The sequence below is a fragment of the Citrobacter sp. Cpo071 genome (assembly GCF_030332765.1).
Taxonomy (GTDB): domain Bacteria; phylum Pseudomonadota; class Gammaproteobacteria; order Enterobacterales; family Enterobacteriaceae; genus Citrobacter; species Citrobacter portucalensis.
In genome coordinates this window covers 48,176-65,954 of record NZ_JAOWHE010000072.1, presented here as the reverse complement: position 1 = coordinate 65,954, position 17,779 = coordinate 48,176, and the positions used below count along the sequence as shown (strand labels likewise).

Annotated in this window: 19 protein-coding genes and 1 pseudogene; 13 read left to right on the top strand and 7 right to left on the bottom strand. The window is 52.8% G+C overall.

Going from position 1 to position 17,779, the window contains the following annotated elements; translation table 11 throughout:
- Positions 1-99 precede the first annotated feature (99 nt).
- The 5 genes and pseudogenes from speB to yqgG all read right to left on the bottom strand — a co-directional run.
- On the bottom strand, positions 100-1,020 hold the full coding sequence (gene speB / locus OGY09_RS06860) for an agmatinase (RefSeq protein WP_003027056.1): 921 nt from the start codon (positions 1,018-1,020) through the stop codon (positions 100-102).
- Between the two features lie 131 nt (positions 1,021-1,151).
- Positions 1,152-1,883 (bottom strand): hypothetical protein, encoded by a 732-nt coding sequence (locus OGY09_RS06855; protein ID WP_204191855.1) that lies wholly within the window; start codon positions 1,881-1,883, stop codon positions 1,152-1,154.
- 152 nt (positions 1,884-2,035) lie between these two features.
- Positions 2,036-4,012: a biosynthetic arginine decarboxylase gene (gene speA / locus OGY09_RS06850; protein ID WP_071692619.1), complete on the bottom strand. Its 1,977-nt coding sequence runs from the start codon at positions 4,010-4,012 to the stop codon at positions 2,036-2,038.
- Entirely contained in the window at positions 4,005-4,151 is a 147-nt protein-coding gene (gene yqgB / locus OGY09_RS06845; protein ID WP_071692618.1) for an acid stress response protein YqgB, read from the bottom strand. Before yqgB ends, speA begins: the two co-directional genes overlap by 8 nt.
- A 258-nt stretch (positions 4,152-4,409) precedes the next feature.
- A pseudogene (gene yqgG, locus OGY09_RS06840) lies at positions 4,410-4,511 on the bottom strand (small protein YqgG); the annotation flags it as partial.
- A gap of 418 nt (positions 4,512-4,929) precedes the next feature.
- Between yqgG and metK the strand changes: the two are divergent.
- The 8 genes from metK (at position 4,930) to ruvX (ending at position 12,184) form a co-directional block, all read left to right on the top strand.
- Positions 4,930-6,084 carry a methionine adenosyltransferase gene (gene metK, locus OGY09_RS06835; RefSeq protein WP_020996311.1) on the top strand — a complete coding sequence of 385 codons (1,155 nt, stop codon included), beginning with the start codon at positions 4,930-4,932 and terminating at the stop codon, positions 6,082-6,084.
- Between the two features lie 398 nt (positions 6,085-6,482).
- Complete coding sequence (galP, locus tag OGY09_RS06830; RefSeq protein WP_008785766.1) at positions 6,483-7,877, top strand: galactose/proton symporter; 1,395 nt, start codon at positions 6,483-6,485, stop codon at positions 7,875-7,877.
- Positions 7,878-7,955: 78 nt separating this feature from the next.
- Positions 7,956-8,453 carry a SprT family zinc-dependent metalloprotease gene (locus OGY09_RS06825; protein WP_032944923.1) on the top strand — a complete coding sequence of 166 codons (498 nt, stop codon included), beginning with the start codon at positions 7,956-7,958 and terminating at the stop codon, positions 8,451-8,453.
- Positions 8,454-8,547: 94 nt separating this feature from the next.
- Positions 8,548-9,255 carry a deoxyribonuclease I gene (gene endA / locus OGY09_RS06820; protein WP_008785767.1) on the top strand — a complete coding sequence of 236 codons (708 nt, stop codon included), beginning with the start codon at positions 8,548-8,550 and terminating at the stop codon, positions 9,253-9,255.
- 74 nt (positions 9,256-9,329) lie between these two features.
- Positions 9,330-10,061: a 16S rRNA (uracil(1498)-N(3))-methyltransferase gene (gene rsmE, locus OGY09_RS06815; RefSeq protein ID WP_008785768.1), complete on the top strand. Its 732-nt coding sequence runs from the start codon at positions 9,330-9,332 to the stop codon at positions 10,059-10,061.
- A gap of 19 nt (positions 10,062-10,080) precedes the next feature.
- Complete coding sequence (gene gshB / locus OGY09_RS06810) at positions 10,081-11,028, top strand: glutathione synthase (protein ID WP_003027083.1); 948 nt, start codon at positions 10,081-10,083, stop codon at positions 11,026-11,028.
- A gap of 176 nt (positions 11,029-11,204) precedes the next feature.
- Entirely contained in the window at positions 11,205-11,768 is a 564-nt protein-coding gene (locus tag OGY09_RS06805) for a YqgE/AlgH family protein (RefSeq protein WP_003027086.1), read from the top strand.
- The gene (ruvX, locus tag OGY09_RS06800) at positions 11,768-12,184 is read left to right on the top strand and encodes a Holliday junction resolvase RuvX (RefSeq protein WP_008785771.1); all 417 of its coding nucleotides are present in this window, start codon (positions 11,768-11,770) and stop codon (positions 12,182-12,184) included. Before OGY09_RS06805 ends, ruvX begins: the two co-directional genes overlap by 1 nt.
- On the opposite strand, the gene OGY09_RS06795 is transcribed toward ruvX, so the two are convergent.
- The gene (locus OGY09_RS06795; RefSeq protein WP_275399140.1) at positions 12,181-13,161 is read right to left on the bottom strand and encodes a type IV pilus twitching motility protein PilT; all 981 of its coding nucleotides are present in this window, start codon (positions 13,159-13,161) and stop codon (positions 12,181-12,183) included. The two genes, ruvX and OGY09_RS06795, sit on opposite strands and share 4 nt — an antisense overlap.
- Positions 13,162-13,178: 17 nt before the next feature.
- Between OGY09_RS06795 and OGY09_RS06790 the strand changes: the two genes are divergently transcribed.
- The 5 genes from OGY09_RS06790 to hemW are packed head-to-tail and all read left to right on the top strand — an operon-like array spanning position 13,179 to position 16,485.
- Positions 13,179-13,883: a YggS family pyridoxal phosphate-dependent enzyme gene (locus OGY09_RS06790; RefSeq protein WP_057067562.1), complete on the top strand. Its 705-nt coding sequence runs from the start codon at positions 13,179-13,181 to the stop codon at positions 13,881-13,883.
- A gap of 18 nt (positions 13,884-13,901) precedes the next feature.
- The gene (locus OGY09_RS06785) at positions 13,902-14,468 is read left to right on the top strand and encodes a YggT family protein (RefSeq protein WP_003825417.1); all 567 of its coding nucleotides are present in this window, start codon (positions 13,902-13,904) and stop codon (positions 14,466-14,468) included.
- A complete protein-coding gene (gene yggU / locus OGY09_RS06780; protein WP_003027101.1) occupies positions 14,465-14,755 on the top strand; it encodes a DUF167 family protein YggU in 291 nt (96 codons plus the stop codon). The genes OGY09_RS06785 and yggU overlap by 4 nt, the downstream gene beginning before the upstream one ends.
- Positions 14,756-14,762: 7 nt before the next feature.
- Positions 14,763-15,356: an XTP/dITP diphosphatase gene (locus OGY09_RS06775; protein WP_003825414.1), complete on the top strand. Its 594-nt coding sequence runs from the start codon at positions 14,763-14,765 to the stop codon at positions 15,354-15,356.
- Positions 15,349-16,485: a radical SAM family heme chaperone HemW gene (gene hemW / locus OGY09_RS06770; protein WP_003825412.1), complete on the top strand. Its 1,137-nt coding sequence runs from the start codon at positions 15,349-15,351 to the stop codon at positions 16,483-16,485. Before OGY09_RS06775 ends, hemW begins: the two co-directional genes overlap by 8 nt.
- A gap of 114 nt (positions 16,486-16,599) precedes the next feature.
- On the opposite strand, the gene ansB is transcribed toward hemW, so the two are convergent.
- Positions 16,600-17,646: an L-asparaginase 2 gene (ansB, locus tag OGY09_RS06765; RefSeq protein ID WP_275399139.1), complete on the bottom strand. Its 1,047-nt coding sequence runs from the start codon at positions 17,644-17,646 to the stop codon at positions 16,600-16,602.
- Between the last annotated feature and the right edge of the window lie 133 nt (positions 17,647-17,779).

The following is a 17,779-nucleotide window of genomic DNA, read 5'->3' as shown; positions in this document are numbered from 1 at the left end:
CCGTTAATCGTGCCGGATGCGGCGTGAACGCCATATCCGGCCTACAAACATCAACCAGCTGTAGGCCGGATAAGCGTTAGCGCCATCCGGCAAAACAACTTACTCGCCTTTTTTCGCTGCCTGGATGTACAGCATTTCCAGAGCCAACGTAGCTGCCGCCAGCGCGGTGATCTCTGACTGATCGTAGGCCGGAGCCACTTCAACAACATCCATCCCGACGATGTTCAGATCTTTCAGACCACGAACCAGCTTGATCGCGCGGTCAGAAGTCAGACCGCCAATCACTGGCGTACCGGTACCCGGCGCAAACGCAGGATCCAGGCAGTCGATATCAAAGGTCAGATACACCGGCATATCACCGACAATCTGCTTAACCTGGGCGATGATGTCATCTACGCTGCGATCGTTCACCTGGCAGGCATCCAGCACGGTAAAGCCATTGTCTTTGTCGAATTCGGTACGAATACCAATCTGCACAGAGTGATTCGGATCGATCAGCCCTTCGTTTGGCGCAGTGTAGAACATGGTGCCGTGGTCGAATTCGCAGCCGTTCGCGTAGGTGTCGGTGTGGGCATCAAAGTGCACCAGCGCCATTTTACCAAAGTGTTTTGCGTGCGCGCGCAGCAGCGGCAACGTGACGAAGTGGTCGCCGCCGAAAGAGAGCATGCGCTTACCGGCAGAAAGCAGCTTCTCAGCATGAGCCTGCAGTTTTTCACTCATTTCACGCGCATCACCGAAGGCATAAACCAGATCGCCGCAGTCCACCACGTTCAGGCGCTCGCGCATATCGAAGTTCCACGGGAAGCGGTTATGCTCCCACGCCAGGTTAGTGGAAACCTGACGGATCGCCGCCGGACCATGACGCCCGCCCGCGCGGCCAGACGTTGCCATATCAAACGGTACGCCGGTGATCACCCAGTCGGCGTCGCTGTCGTACGGCATGAAGTTCATCGGCAGACGTAAAAAACCAAAGGCGTTAGAAACCAGGGAGTTGTCGTATTGATGACCTAAGGTGCTCATGGCAAAAACCTCATATTCGTCGGTATAAAAAAACCCTTCCGCGTCGTTAGGCCCGACGAGGAAGGGTTAGATTTTTTAAAACACATTTTGTGCAATTATCGCCTTAAAACTTCCCTGCTTCAAGCAGCGTGTTATTGACGACATGGCGGCGGGGCGTAACCATTACTGTCCGCCGGGAAGGCCTGCGCGGAGCAAGGCGGGAGTGTTTTGACGGCCGGCCCCTGCAAAGCAAAGGCGGCAAAACCAATCACTCCAATGTTGCGCACGTCTCCCTGCGCAGAGTTAGCGGCGTAGGCGTCAGAAACATCGGAAAACTGAAATGCCGCTTCAGTATGCTTGTCTTTTCTGAACCCTTTGATTGCCAGTGAATCTCCTGCATTAACAATATAGCCGCTATTATTCAGCGAACCAGGTTTACCGTTAAGTACATCAAGCCCATCCACTGTCGCCACGATTTCATAGTTTGTATCTCGGCTATAATTGCGCACATATAATTGATAATTTGCCCCTACTTTGGCAGGAAGCCTATATTGCCATTGGCCAACTGATGAGTTGTAAAAACGGGTAATAGGTACGGAATTAAAATTAGCATCGCGAACGGCATATTCCAAGTCACTAATGCGTATGCTGTATACTCTATCGTAACCCGTCGAATGCTTTGCGGAGTAATTTATTAATATAACTTCAGCAGGATCGCGCTCCGCACGTTCTACCGATACGCCCGTTACCGTTGAGCGAACGTCTTCGCCCCAGGCCGTGCCTACAGCTGGCGAAGATGCACTGCTATACTGTACTGGCCCAGAACACCCACCAGCAAGTAAAAAAATCACGGCAAAAAAGACGTTCCACTTTAATCCCTTCATCTCGATTCCCTTTCTGTTTCCGATTTATTACAGCGGCAACAGTAGGTGTATTAAAAAATAAAAGAAAGGGTTGTGGCTATATTTCAGATTCCATCAATAAAAAAAGAGCCGGATTATATAAATAAGCCGGCCCTCAAGCAGATATGTCTTAATTACTCGTCTTCGAGATAAGTATAACCGTACAGACCGGCCTCAAACTCTTCGAGGAACTGTTGCTGCAGCTCGGTATCCAGATCGGTGTTTTTCACCTGGTCACGGAACTGCGTCAGCAGGGTATTCGGATCCAACTGCACGTACTGCAGCATATCCGCCACGGTATCCCCTTCGTCGGACAGCTCAACTTCTACGCTGCCGTCAGGGAAGACGAACACGTCAACCGCTTCGGTATCACCAAACAGGTTGTGCATGTTGCCGAGGATCTCCTGGTACGCCCCCACCATAAAGAAGCCCAGCATCGGCGGGTTCTCCGGGTCATATTCCGGCATCGGCATGGTGGTCGCAATGCCATCACCGTCAACGTAGTGGTCGATCGCGCCATCAGAGTCACAGGTGATATCCAACAGCACCGCGCGGCGCTCAGGTACCTGATTCAGTCCTTCCAGCGGCATTACCGGGAACAGCTGATCGATCCCCCACGCATCTGGCATCGACTGGAACAGCGAGAAGTTGACGTAAATCTTATCCGCCATACGCTCCTGCAGCTCGTCGATAATCGGGCGATGCGCGCGGTTGCTCGGGTCGAGTTGTTTCTGCACTTCATGGCACATGTTCAGATAAAGCTGCTCAGCCCACGCACGCTCTTGCAGGCTAAAGGTACCTGAAGAGTAACCAACGTGAATATCGTGCAGATCCATCTGGCTGTCGTGCAGCCATTCACGCAGCGAACGGCGAGTTCCCGGTTCATGCATTTCTTGCCAGGTTTCCCACATACTTTGCAGAGCACGCGGCGCATCATCAGCCGGAGGCGTTGCTTCTGTGTGTTCGCTACGCTCAACGCCGATAATGTTAGATACCAGCACGGTATGGTGCGCGGTAACCGCGCGGCCAGACTCGGTGATTACCGTCGGATGCGGCAGACCGTGTTCTTCACAGGCGTCGCCAATAGCCCAGATGATGTTGTTGGCGTATTCGTTCAGGCCGTAGTTTACGGAACAGTCAGACTGCGAACGGGTACCTTCGTAATCCACGCCCAGACCACCGCCCACGTCGAAGCACTGGATATTGACGCCAAGCTTGTGCAGCTCAACGTAGAAACGCGCCGATTCACGTACGCCGGTGGCGATATCACGAATGTTCGCCATCTGCGAGCCAAGGTGGAAGTGCAGCAACTGAATGCTGTCCAGACGACCGCGCTCGCGCAGAATTTCGACCAGCTGCAGCACCTGGTTTGCCGCCAGGCCGAATTTTGATTTTTCCCCGCCGGAGGACTGCCACTTGCCAGAGCCCTGCGACGCCAGACGCGCACGCACGCCCAGACGCGGAACGACATTCAGGCGTTCAGCTTCATCCAGCACGATTGCAATTTCAGACATCTTCTCGATGACCAGATAGACCTTATGGCCCATCTTCTCGCCAATCAGCGCCAGACGGATATATTCGCGGTCTTTATAACCGTTACACACGATCACACTACGGGTCATTCCGGCATGAGCCAGAACGGCCATCAGTTCAGCTTTGGAACCCGCTTCCAGCCCCAGCGGTTCGCCAGAGTGGATCAGCGATTCAATCACGCGGCGGTGCTGGTTGACCTTGATCGGGTAAACGAGGAAATAGTCACCGTTGTAACCGTAAGATTCACGGGCACGTTTAAACGCGGCGTTAATCGAACGCAGACGGTGTTGCAGGATCTGCGGGAAGCAGAACAATGCAGGCAAACGCTGGCCCTGCGCTTCACGGGCTTTCACCAACTCAGCAAGGTCAACGCGCGCTTCGGGTACGTCCGGATCCGGGCACACGCTGATGTGACCCAGTTCATTGACGTCGTAGTAGTTATTACCCCACCAGGCAATATTGTAAGTACGCAGCATCTTGCTGGCTTCCTGGGAACTCATTGCAACCTCCTGCATGGAGCGTAGTACACCGTGTTCGCCTGCTGACGAAGGCGAACCCAAAGAAATGTCGTCAGACATAGCGAACCTCAATTTTATTAACAAGTGTAAAACAGTTGACTACTATCGCAATCCGAAGACGCGATAACAACCCAAATACAGGCAGAATTTGCAGCAGATAGTGCTGACGCTCCGACTGTGCGACCGGTTTCTTTTTCATATCAATGTAAACACGTAACCGAACTTAATGCTGACGGTTCGGCGAAACCACGAGAAAACTCTTGTTTACCAAGAGCGCCCTTGTTCAGTTCTTAGTGACCGTTACCGGCTCTTGAGTCCTGAGATACGCCGAGATGGGTATACACTTCATCCTTCATGCAGCCTCTTTGTTGGCTACGCTCATTTGCCCTAGTCACGTACTACTCGTACGTTCAGGAGACACATTCACTTGCCGCCTCGACGCAGCATAAATGATTTTGTGTATATAACATCGACAGGTATGCAAAGCAGAGATGCAGATTGCGGGGGACATATGTACACCAGAACGGTGCGACAGATTCTGCAGAATACAACGGTTCATTATCTCGTATCACCTCCACGGTTGCTCCTTACGGAACGAACCCACAAGCCAAAGCTAAAGTTTTAACCCGGCTGGAAGTGGCAACACGATGAAAACGTCGTGTGCTTTTGTATGAGCCGCGCGCCGCGTTTTATACCGACAACAGTACGAAAATGCAAAAGATAAATATGCACATTGCCAGCACCGTCAGGAAAAATTTCCAGTTACATTTTCAGTACAATGCGACCTCAATCAAAAAAAGCTGGAAATCAGGCGAAGAACTGTCCTAAAATAGCCGTCCAGATGTTAATCCATCTATACCGATTAACACTCAGACTGCCAGTGTCCGTCATCTGCAGACTCATGGTAGAATCTTCTACACATGGCTATTCCACTCGACAGTTTGAGCTAACCAAATTCTCCTTAGGTGAAATTAAATATGGCAAAACACCTTTTTACGTCCGAGTCCGTATCAGAAGGGCATCCTGACAAAATCGCTGACCAAATCTCTGATGCTGTGCTGGATGCAATCCTGGAACAGGATCCAAAAGCACGCGTTGCCTGCGAAACCTACGTCAAAACCGGTATGGTTTTAGTTGGCGGTGAGATCACCACCAGCGCATGGGTTGATATCGAAGAGATCACCCGTAACACGGTTCGCGAAATTGGCTATGTGCATTCCGACATGGGCTTTGACGCCAACTCTTGCGCGGTACTGAGCGCGATTGGTAAACAGTCTCCGGACATCAACCAGGGTGTTGACCGTGCCGATCCGCTGGAACAGGGCGCAGGCGACCAGGGCCTGATGTTTGGTTATGCAACCAACGAAACCGACGTGCTGATGCCAGCACCTATTACCTATGCTCACCGTCTGGTGCAGCGTCAGGCTGAAGTGCGTAAAAACGGCACCTTATCCTGGCTGCGTCCGGATGCCAAAAGCCAGGTAACCTTCCAGTATGACGACGGCAAAATCGTCGGTATTGATGCGGTTGTTCTGTCTACTCAGCACTCTGAAGATATCGACCAGAAATCGCTGCAAGAAGCCGTTATGGAAGAGATCATCAAGCCGGTACTGCCGACTGAATGGCTGACCGCTTCGACCAAATTCTTCATCAACCCAACTGGTCGTTTCGTTATCGGCGGCCCGATGGGCGACTGCGGTCTGACCGGTCGTAAAATCATCGTTGATACCTACGGCGGCATGGCGCGTCACGGCGGTGGTGCATTCTCTGGTAAAGACCCGTCTAAAGTTGACCGTTCCGCAGCCTATGCAGCCCGTTACGTAGCGAAAAACATCGTTGCCGCAGGCCTGGCTGACCGTTGTGAGATTCAGGTTTCCTACGCAATCGGCGTGGCAGAACCGACATCTATCATGGTGGAAACGTTCGGTACTGAAAAAGTGCCTTCAGAGCAGCTGACCCTTCTGGTGCGTGAGTTTTTCGACCTGCGCCCGTATGGCCTGATTCAGATGCTGGATCTGCTGCACCCGATTTACAAAGAAACCGCTGCTTACGGTCACTTTGGTCGCGAACATTTCCCATGGGAAAAAACCGACAAAGCACAGTTGCTGCGCGACGCTGCCGGTCTGAAGTAATTTAAACCAGACTTAACGCTTATGAAGACCAGCCTCGCGCTGGTCTTTTTTTATACCTATTTCCTCTCCCACATCCATCACCAAACCGCGCTGATTACTATTGCTTTAAATGAAAATGAAAGCGATTACATCACACCATATTTCCCTCTACCTTGAATTAACATCTCTTATCCAGCACACTTGCATCACTGTTACATTATATTTCATCATTGTCTTAAATTCAGACGACCAACATTATTTAATCCCAATAAATAATGTTAACTTTCAATGAATTAACCAATAATCAGCATGAATGGCAGTGTAAGCGATTACACTAATGTGATGTGATTCGCATTTTTTTACCCCGTACTCACCTACCCTTAACATCAACAAAACTAGCTACCCAACCGGAGGGCATCATGCCTGACAATAAAAAAACGGGGCGTTCCAACAAAGCCATGACATTTTTTGTCTGCTTTCTGGCAGCCCTGGCTGGATTACTTTTTGGCCTGGATATCGGTGTTATTGCCGGTGCTTTACCGTTCATCACCGACGAGTTTCAAATTACCCCGCACACTCAGGAATGGGTGGTGAGTTCCATGATGTTTGGTGCGGCGGTAGGTGCTGTCGGCAGCGGTTGGCTCTCCTTCAAACTGGGACGCAAAAAAAGCCTGATGATCGGTGCGATCTTGTTTGTTGCGGGTTCACTGTTCTCCGCCGCTGCGCCAAACGTTGAAGTCCTGCTGGTTTCCCGCGTGCTGCTCGGCCTGGCTGTAGGCGTTGCGTCTTATACCGCGCCGCTGTACCTGTCTGAAATTGCCCCGGAAAAGATTCGTGGCAGCATGATCTCCATGTATCAGCTGATGATCACCATCGGTATTTTGGGCGCGTATCTTTCCGATACAGCCTTTAGCTACAGCGGCGCATGGCGCTGGATGCTGGGTGTAATCATCATCCCTGCCCTGCTGCTTCTGGTCGGCGTTATCTTCCTGCCGGACAGCCCACGTTGGTTTGCAGCTAAACGTCGTTTTGTTGATGCCGAACGCGTCCTGTTGCGTCTGCGTGACACCAGCGCAGAAGCCAAACGCGAGCTGGATGAAATCCGTGAAAGTCTGCAGGTGAAGCAGAGCGGCTGGGCGCTGTTTAAAGAAAACAGCAACTTCCGTCGCGCGGTATTCCTTGGCGTTCTGTTACAGGTAATGCAGCAGTTCACCGGGATGAACGTCATCATGTATTACGCACCGAAAATCTTTGAGCTGGCGGGCTACACCAACACCACCGAGCAGATGTGGGGGACTGTTATCGTCGGTCTGACCAACGTGCTGGCAACCTTTATCGCCATTGGCCTGGTTGACCGTTGGGGCCGCAAGCCTACGCTGATTCTTGGCTTTATCGTGATGGCTGTTGGTATGGGCGTGCTGGGTACAATGATGCACGTGGGTATTCACTCGGCATCCGCACAATACTTCGCAGTACTGATGCTGCTGATGTTTATCGTTGGCTTTGCCATGAGCGCCGGTCCGCTGATTTGGGTTCTGTGCTCTGAAATCCAGCCGCTGAAAGGCCGCGATTTCGGCATCACCTGCTCTACTGCAACCAACTGGATTGCCAACATGATCGTCGGCGCAACCTTCCTGACGATGCTGAACTCGCTGGGCAGCGCCAACACCTTCTGGGTCTACGGCGGCCTGAACGTACTGTTCATCTTCCTGACTCTGTGGCTGATCCCTGAAACTAAAAACGTCTCTCTGGAACACATTGAGCGTAACCTGATGAAAGGTCGTAAACTGCGCGAAATTGGCGCGCACGACTAATCACCAAAGGCTTCCTCCCTCAGTGGGAGGAAGCCTTCCTCTTGCAGTCCCTTCCCTGTCGCACTATCCTCTGGCGTTATGAAAACCTCCCGTCTCCCTATCGCCATCCAGCAAGCCGTTATGCGTAGCCTGCGGGAAAAACTCGCCCAGGCCAATCTCAAGCTGGAACGTCATTACCCGGAGCCAAAGCTGGTTTACCAACAGCGCGGCACCGCCGCCGGCACTGCGTGGCTACAAACCTATGAAATTCGCCTTAATCCCGTCCTGCTGATGGAAAACGTCGACGCATTCATTAACGAAGTTGTGCCCCATGAACTGGCGCATTTACTGGTGTGGAAACACTTTGGGCGCGTGCCGCCACACGGGAAAGAATGGAAATGGATGATGGAAAGCGTTCTGGGCGTACCGGCCCGGCGCACGCATCAGTTTGAACTGCAATCGGTGCAGCGCAAGACCTTTACTTACCGCTGTAAGTGTCAGGAGCACCAACTGACCGTCCGCCGCCATAACCGCGTTGTGCGCGGTGAGGCCACCTACCGCTGTGTTCACTGCGGCGAACCGCTGGTTGCAGAATAATCTTCAGAATTATCAGGAACTTTTCTGACCTAACTGATTGCATACTGGAATAACTTTCGCTACGTTGCGGGCTCGTTTTGACACGGAGTTTGTGATGTACCGTCATTTTTCTTTTGCTGCGGCCCTGTTAGCCGCTGCGTTTTCAGGCCCGGTTTTAGCCGAAGGCATCAACAGTTTTTCTCAGGCAAAAGCAGCAGGCGTCAAGGTTAACGCCGATGCGCCGGGCGATTTCTACTGCGGTTGTAAAATTAACTGGCAAGGCAAAAAAGGGGTCGTTGACCTCGAATCCTGCGGCTATAAAGTGCGAAAAAATGAAAACCGCGCCAGTCGAATTGAATGGGAGCACGTTGTCCCCGCCTGGCAATTTGGTCATCAGCGTCAGTGCTGGCAGGACGGAGGGCGTAAAAACTGCGCCAAAGATCCGGTCTATCGTAAGATGGAAAGCGACATGCATAACCTGCAACCTGCTGTCGGTGAGGTAAATGGCGATCGCGCTAACTTCATGTACAGCCAGTGGAACGGTGGCGAGGGTCAGTATGGGCAATGCGCCATGAAGGTCGACTTCAAAGAGAAAGTTGCCGAGCCGCCAGCCCGCGCCCGCGGTGCCATTGCTCGTACCTATTTTTACATGCGCGACCAGTACGATCTAACACTCTCCCGCCAGCAAACTCAGCTTTTTAACGCCTGGAATAAGCAATATCCGGTCACCGACTGGGAATGTGAGCGCGACGAACGCATTGCAAAGGTACAGGGGAACCATAACCCATATGTGCAACGCGCTTGCCAGGCGCAAAAGAGCTAACCTACACTAGCGTCAATATTTTTAACCATGCCCTGGCCTTTCGTAGCCCAGGGCCATGACGCGGATGTTTAACTATGCGCATTCCTCGCATTTATCACCCTGAGCCAATCACCTCCGGCAGCCAAATTTCACTGTGTGAAGATGCAGCCAACCATATCGGCCGCGTGCTGCGTATGGGACCGGGCCAGGCGCTACAGCTGTTTGATGGCAGCAATCAGGTATTCGACGCTGAAATCACCCACGCCAGTAAAAAAAGCGTGGACGTGAAGGTACTTAACGCTGAACTCGACGATCGTGAGTCGCCGTTGCACATCCACCTGGGTCAGGTGATGTCGCGCGGTGAAAAAATGGAATTCACTATCCAGAAATCGATCGAACTGGGTGTAAGCCTCATTACGCCACTTTTTTCTGAGCGCTGCGGCGTTAAACTGGACAGTGAACGCCTGAACAAGAAGCTCCAGCAGTGGCAGAAAATCGCCATTGCCGCCTGCGAACAGTGCGGTCGAAACCGGGTGCCCGAAATTCGCCCGGCAATGGATTTGGAAGCATGGTGCGCGGAACAGGACGAAGGTCTGAAACTGAACCTGCATCCGCGCGCCAGCGCCAGCATCAATACGCTGCCGCTGCCGGTGGAGCGCATCCGCTTGCTGATTGGCCCGGAAGGCGGGTTGTCGGCAGATGAAATTGCCATGACCGCACGTTATCAGTTTACTGATATTCTGTTAGGACCTCGCGTTCTGCGTACTGAGACAACCGCGCTCACCGCCATTACTGCGCTACAGGTGCGTTTTGGTGATCTAGGCTAAGGCATAAACGGAGAAGAAAATGATCAAGCTCGGCATCGTGATGGATCCCATCGCAAGCATCAACATCAAGAAAGATTCCAGCTTCGCTATGCTGCTGGAAGCGCAACGTCGCGGTTACGAAATTCATTATATGGAGATGGCCGATCTTTATCTGATCAACGGTGAAGCCCGCGCCCATACGCGTACCCTGAGCGTAGAGCAGAACTACGACAAATGGTATGAGTTCAAGAGCGAGCAGGATCTCCCGCTGGCAGACCTGGACGTTATTCTGATGCGTAAGGATCCGCCGTTTGATACCGAGTTCATCTACGCAACCTATATTCTGGAACGTGCAGAAGAAAAAGGGACGCTGATCGTCAACAAACCGCAGAGCCTGCGCGACTGCAACGAAAAGCTGTTCACCGCATGGTTTGCCGACCTGACGCCGGAAACGCTGGTCACGCGTAACAAAGCGCAGTTGAAAGCCTTCTGGCAAAAACACAGCGACATCATTCTCAAACCGCTGGATGGCATGGGCGGCGCATCTATTTTCCGTGTGAAGGAAGGCGACCCGAACCTTGGCGTCATTGCTGAAACGCTGACCGAGCACGGTACCCGCTACTGCATGGCGCAGAACTATCTGCCAGCAATTAAAGATGGCGATAAACGCGTCCTGGTGGTCGATGGCGAACCCGTTCCTTATTGCCTGGCGCGTATTCCGCAGGGCGGCGAAACCCGTGGCAACCTGGCCGCTGGCGGTCGTGGCGAGCCGCGTCCTTTGACCGACAGCGACTGGGAAATTGCACGTCGCATTGGGCCAACGCTGAAAGCGAAAGGTTTGATTTTTGTCGGTCTGGATATCATTGGCGATCGTCTGACGGAAATTAACGTTACCAGCCCAACCTGTATTCGTGAAATCGAAGCGGAGTTCCCGGTTTCGATTACCGGTATGCTGATGGATGCCATTGAGGCGCGTTTGCAGAAGTAAATACGTTGCCGGATAGCGACGCCATCGCGTCTTATCCGGCCTGAAATTGCACCCCGCAGACCGGATTAGGCGAAGCCGTCATCCGGCAATGCTATCTTCAGAGGGTGACATCTTCGAGCTTTGCCCACATACTGGGCTCTGTTGCTTTTTTGAACCAGGAAACAGAACCTCTGACAATGAATTTACAGCATCACTTTCTGATTGCCATGCCTGCTCTCCAGGATCCGATTTTCCGCCGTTCCGTGGTGTACATCTGTGAACATAATGAGAACGGAGCAATGGGGATTATCGTTAATAAGCCTCTGGAAAACTTACAAATTGAAGGGATTCTGGAAAAGCTGAAGATTACCCCAGAAGAACGCGATCCGGCCATTCGTCTGGATAAACCAGTGATGCTCGGCGGCCCGCTGGCGGAAGACCGTGGATTTATTCTGCATACCCCGCCGTCACGTTTTGCATCCAGTATCCGCATTTCAGATAACACCATCATCACCACCTCCCGCGATGTACTAGAAACCCTGGGCACACAAGAACAACCGTCCGAAGTGCTGGTTGCGCTGGGTTATTCATCATGGGAAAAAGGTCAACTGGAACAAGAGTTACTGGATAACGCCTGGCTCACGGCGCCCGCAGACCTCAACATCTTATTCAAAACGCCGATTGCCGACCGCTGGCGCGATGCGGCGAAGCTTATCGGGATAGATATTCAGACCATGCCAGGCGTGGCGGGACATGCCTGATGAGCGGAACATTACTCTCTTTTGATTTTGGTACGAAAAGTATTGGTGTTGCTGTTGGTCAGCGCATTACCGGTACGGCCAGACCGTTGCCCGCCATTAAGGCGCAGGACGGTACGCCAGACTGGAGTTTGATTGAACGCCTGCTGAAAGAATGGCAGCCGGATGAAATCATTGTCGGCCTACCACTCAACATGGATGGCACAGAACAGCCCCTTACCGCGCGCGCGCGTAAGTTCGCTAACCGTATTCACGGTCGCTTTGGCGTAACCGTAACGCTGCACGATGAACGCTTGAGCACCGTCGAGGCCCGCTCCGGCCTGTTCGAACAAGGCGGATACCGGGCGTTGAATAAAGGCAAAGTAGATTCCGCTTCTGCCGTGGTCATCCTCGAAAGCTATTTCGAGCAGGGTTACTAAATCCGTCCCTGCGCCTGACGCTGCTGCTGACTTTGTGCAAATGTCTGCATACCTGTCTGTTGCCCGGTTTGAATTACGCCGGGCAGCTGATGCGTTTTCCCTTCACGAATCAAATTGCCCACGGCTGGCGTGTTGACGAGCAGCTCAAATAGCGCCACGCGTCCTCCCAGCTTATCTTCCTCCAGCGTTTGCGAAAGTACCGCCCGCAGGCTGTCTGCTAACTGGTTACGCACCGGCTCTTTCTCTGTTGCCGAAAAGGTGTCCACCAGCCGCGCGATAGCCTGTGCCGCCCCTCGCGTATGTAACGTTGCCAGCACCAGATGCCCGGTTTCCGCTGCCGTTAATGCCAGACGAATGGTTTCCGCGTCGCGCAGTTCGCCCAGCAAAATGACGTCGGGATCTTCACGCAGCGCGCCGCGTAAACCGGCGGCAAAAGAAGCGCAGTGTACGCCCACCTCCCGTTGTTGAATAAGACAACGCTGGCTGGTGTAACGATATTCAATCGGGTCTTCCAGCGTCAGAATATGCCCCGCAACATGCTGATTAAGGTACTCTACCATCGCCGCCAGGGTCATTGATTTACCGCTACCGGTAGCGCCTGTCACCAGAATTAACCCATTTTCACTGCGCAGCAGTTCAGGTATGACGTCAGGGGTCTGGAGATCGTCTAAACATGGACAATCAAGCGGGAGCAATCTTAGCGCCAGTGAGGTTCCCTGTTGATGAACAAAAGCACTGGCGCGCAGCCGCTGGGAACCGGCCAGCGCAATAGCAAAATCAATCTGCCCCTGTTCCTGCCACTGTACCTGTTGTTGCTCACTGAGCCAGCACATCAGCAGATTCTCCACGTCAGGCGTAGTAAATGGTGCGATTTCGACTTTTCCACGTATGCGCCAGCGCGCAGGCCATGCATTGCACAGGTGTAGATCCGACACGTTATGCTTTACACTAAGGGCCACTATTTCTTCCATATTCATATGAACATCCTCGGAAAATGAACGATATCGCGCATAACCTGGCACATGTCCGGGACAAAATCTCAGCCGCCGCGACGCGTTGCGGGCGGTCTTCAGAAGAAGTTACGTTGCTTGCAGTCAGTAAAACCAAACCTGCGAGCGCCATCGAAGAAGCCATTACCGCAGGGCAGCGTGCCTTCGGTGAAAACTATGTGCAGGAAGGGGTGGATAAAATCCGCTACTTCCAGGAAAAAGGCGTCAACGATCTGCAGTGGCACTTTATCGGCCCGCTGCAGTCCAACAAAAGTCGTCTGGTCGCCGAGCACTTTGACTGGTGCCATACGATCGACCGTCTGCGTATCGCTGCCCGTCTGAGCGAACAGCGCCCGGCGGAACTGCCGCCGCTCAATGTACTGATTCAAATTAATATCAGCGATGAGAACAGTAAGTCAGGCATTCCGCTGGCAGAGCTTGATGCACTGGCCGCTGAAGTCGCTGCACTGCCGCGCATTACCCTGCGTGGTCTGATGGCGATTCCGGCTCCAGAGTCAGATTATGTAAGGCAGTTTGAAGTTGCACAGCAAATGGCGGTAGCATTTGCCGGGTTGAAAACACGCTACCCAGGCATCGACACTCTCTCACTGGGAATGTCTGATGATATGGATGCCGCCATCGCGGCGGGTAGCACGATGGTGCGCATTGGCACTGCCATTTTTGGTGCTCGTGATTACACTAAAAAATAAGGAAAACTAAGGAACACCATGAATACGTTGACCTTCCTGCTCTCAACGGTAATTGAGCTGTATACCATGGCGCTGCTGCTGCGCGTGTGGATGCAATGGTCTCGCTGCGATTTTTACAACCCGTTCTCGCAGTTTATAGTGAAAATCACTCAGCCCATCATTGGGCCGTTACGCCGCATTATTCCCCCGATGGGACCGATCGACAGCGCCTCGGCATTAGTTGCGCTCGTTCTCAGCTTTATCAAAGCAATCGTGCTGTTTAAGGTGGTCACGTTCCAGCCGATCATCTGGATCGCCGCCGTACTGATTGTCCTGAAGACTATCGGGCTGCTGATTTTCTGGGTGCTGCTGGTGATGGCAATTATGAGCTGGGTCAGCCAGGGCCGCAGTCCTGTAGAGTACGTGCTAATTCAACTGGCAGATCCGCTGCTGCGTCCTATTCGTCGCATACTTCCAGGCATGGGCGGGATAGATTTCTCCCCAATGATTCTGGTTCTGCTGCTCTACGTTATTAACATGGGCATCGCGGAAGTGTTGCAGGCGACAGGCAACATGCTGCTGCCGGGGCTGTGGATGGCGCTATGAGTGCCGTTACACCCTGCGACGACGGTCTGGTTTTACGGCTCTACATTCAGCCTAAAGCCAGCCGTGACAGTATTGTGGGTTTACATGGCGACGAAGTTAAAGTCGCCATTACCGCCCCACCGGTTGATGGCCAGGCCAATAGCCATCTGGTGAAGTTTCTCGGTAAACAGTTCCGTGTGGCAAAAAGCCAGGTCGTCATTGAGAAGGGCGAGCTTGGACGTCACAAACAGGTTAAAATCATTCATCCGCAACAGATCCCGCCCGAAATTGCGGCGTTAACTGATTAGGTATCCCATGCAAAAAGTTGTCCTCGCGACCGGCAATGCCGGTAAAGTGCGTGAACTCGCCTCTCTTCTGAGTGATTTCGGTCTTGATGTTGTTGCCCAAACGGAACTGGGTGTTGATTCTGCAGACGAGACCGGGCTGACGTTTATTGAGAACGCCATTCTGAAGGCGCGTCATGCCGCGCAAATTACCGGCTTACCGGCCATTGCTGATGACTCAGGTCTGGCAGTAAATGCCCTTGGCGGCGCGCCGGGTATCTATTCTGCCCGCTATTCCGGCGAAGATGCGACCGATCAGCAGAATCTGGAAAAACTGCTTCACACCCTGCAGGATATTCCTGATGACAAGCGCCAGGCGCAGTTCCACTGCGTGCTGGTGTATATGCGCCATGCAGACGATCCAACGCCTGTTGTTTGCCACGGAAGCTGGCCGGGCGTGATTACCCGTGAACCTGCCGGAAACGGTGGTTTTGGCTACGACCCGATCTTCTTTGTGCCGTCTGAAGGGAAAACCGCAGCCGAACTGACCCGTGAAGAAAAGAGTGCAATTTCTCACCGCGGACAGGCGCTAAAGCTGCTGCTGGATGCCCTGCGTAATGGTTAAGCTTCCGCCGCTAAGTCTTTATATTCACATCCCGTGGTGCGTGCAGAAATGCCCGTACTGCGACTTCAACTCGCATGCGCTAAAGGGCGAAGTCCCTCATGATGACTATGTGCAGCATCTGCTGAGCGATCTGGATACTGAGGTGGCCCATGCCCAGGGCCGTGAAGTAAAGACGATTTTTATCGGTGGTGGCACGCCGAGCCTGCTTTCTGGCCCGGCGATGCAAACACTGCTCGACGGCGTGCGAGCACGGCTGAATCTGGCCGAAGATGCAGAAATCACGATGGAGGCGAATCCCGGGACGGTGGAAGCCGATCGCTTTGTGGATTATCAACGCGCTGGCGTCAACCGTATCTCGATTGGCGTACAGAGCTTTAGCTCCGCCAAACTCGAACGTCTGGGACGTATTCACGGGCCGGAAGAAGCCAAACGAGCAGCACACCTGGCGAGCGGTCTGGGGCTACGCAGCTTTAACCTCGACCTGATGCATGGTTTGCCGGATCAGACGCTGGAAGAGGCGCTGGGTGATTTACAGCAGGCCATCGCGCTCAACCCACCGCATCTTTCCTGGTATCAGTTGACCATCGAACCCAACACGCTGTTCGGTTCCCGACCGCCGGTTTTACCGGACGATGACGCGCTGTGGGATATTTTTGAGCAAGGCCACCAGCTACTGACCGCCGCGGGATATCAGCAGTACGAAACCTCAGCCTACGCCAGACCGGGTTATCAGTGTCAGCACAACCTTAACTACTGGCGTTTTGGCGACTATCTTGGCATTGGCTGCGGCGCACACGGTAAGATCACATTCCCTGACGGACGCATCCTGCGCACCACCAAAACACGGCATCCGCGTGGGTATATGCAAGGGCGTTATCTCGAAAGCCAGCGCGATGTCGCCGAAGCCGATAAGCCGTTCGAGTTCTTCATGAATCGTTTCCGGCTGCTGGAAGCCGCGCCTCGCGCGGAATTCACGCAATATACCGGTCTTACCGAAGACGTTATTCGTCGACAGATCGATGAGGCTATTTCCCAGGGCTACCTGAGTGAATGCGATGAGTACTGGCAAATTACCCAACACGGTAAGCTGTTCTTGAATTCGCTGCTGGAGCTGTTTCTGGCGGAGTGATGGCTGGTGAACGTAGGCCTGATAAGCGTAGCGCCATCAGGAAAATTGCCGGATGGCGGCTGCGTCTTATCCGGCCTACAGGGTTAGGGCGGTAAGCGCAGCCACCTTCATCGATTAATACTGATTAAACATTTCCTGGATCTGCTTAGGATCCTTGGTTTGAGTCAGCGCAAGCTGCAGCAGAACACGTGCTTTTTGCGGGTTCAGGGAACCTGAAGCCACAAATCCGTATTTTGCATCATCAACTTCTGCATCCTGTGTAGTGGCGCCCGTTGGTACACGGGATGAACGCACTACAACGGTACCTTTATGCGCGGCGGTTGCCAGCGTATCGAAAATGGTTTTATACAGGTTACCATTACCTACACCCGCACTGACGATCCCGGCGTAACCCGCATCCACCAGCGCTTTTGCCGGCAGATCGGAGGCGTTAGCGTAGTTATAAACAATTCCAACTTTCGGCAGCTCGCTCAGCTTAGACACATCGAACGGAGTAGACGTGGTGTGCTTACGCGCAGGCGTACGCTGGTAGTCGATTTTACCGTTATGGATGTAACCCAACGGGCCGTAGTTAACGGATTTGAAGGTAGCGACGTCGGTAGTGTTGGTTTTAGTCACGTCACGACCATCCATAACGGTGTCGTTCATCACCACCAGCACTCCGCGGTTGGCAGAGGCTTTGTCTGCGGCAGTTACTACTGCGTTATACAGGTTAAACGGGCCATCAGCGCTCATACCCGTAGACGGACGCATTGCGCCGACCAGCACCACCGGTTTGTTACACTTGACGGTCAGGTCGAGGAAATAGGCGGTTTCTTCCATGGTATCCGTACCATGTGTTACCACGAAGCCGTCGGTTTTATCACACTCGGTATTAATCTTTTTCGCCAGCGTTAACCAGACTTCGTCATTCATATCCTGGGAGCCGATATTCACCACCTGCTCGCCTTTAACGACAGCGATATCTTTCAATTGAGGTACGGCCTCAACCAGATTTTCTACGCCAACCTTGCCTGCCGTGTAGTTAGATTTTGTCGCGGAATCACCGCCGCCGGCAATCGTCCCACCGGTCGCTAAAATGGTGATGTTTGGCAGTGCAAGCGCCGCGCCGCTGAAACCCATAACCAGTGCGGCAAGTGCCGTTTTCTTGAAAAACTCCATGTTATTTCTCCAGTTACTTGAATTTGCAGCATTATGTCTATCCTACAGATGAATAATGTGACGAGTTCCAATTAACCAGATTTATATCTCCACCAAATTGCCGTTCTTAGAGATGGATATCAAAAAAACAGAA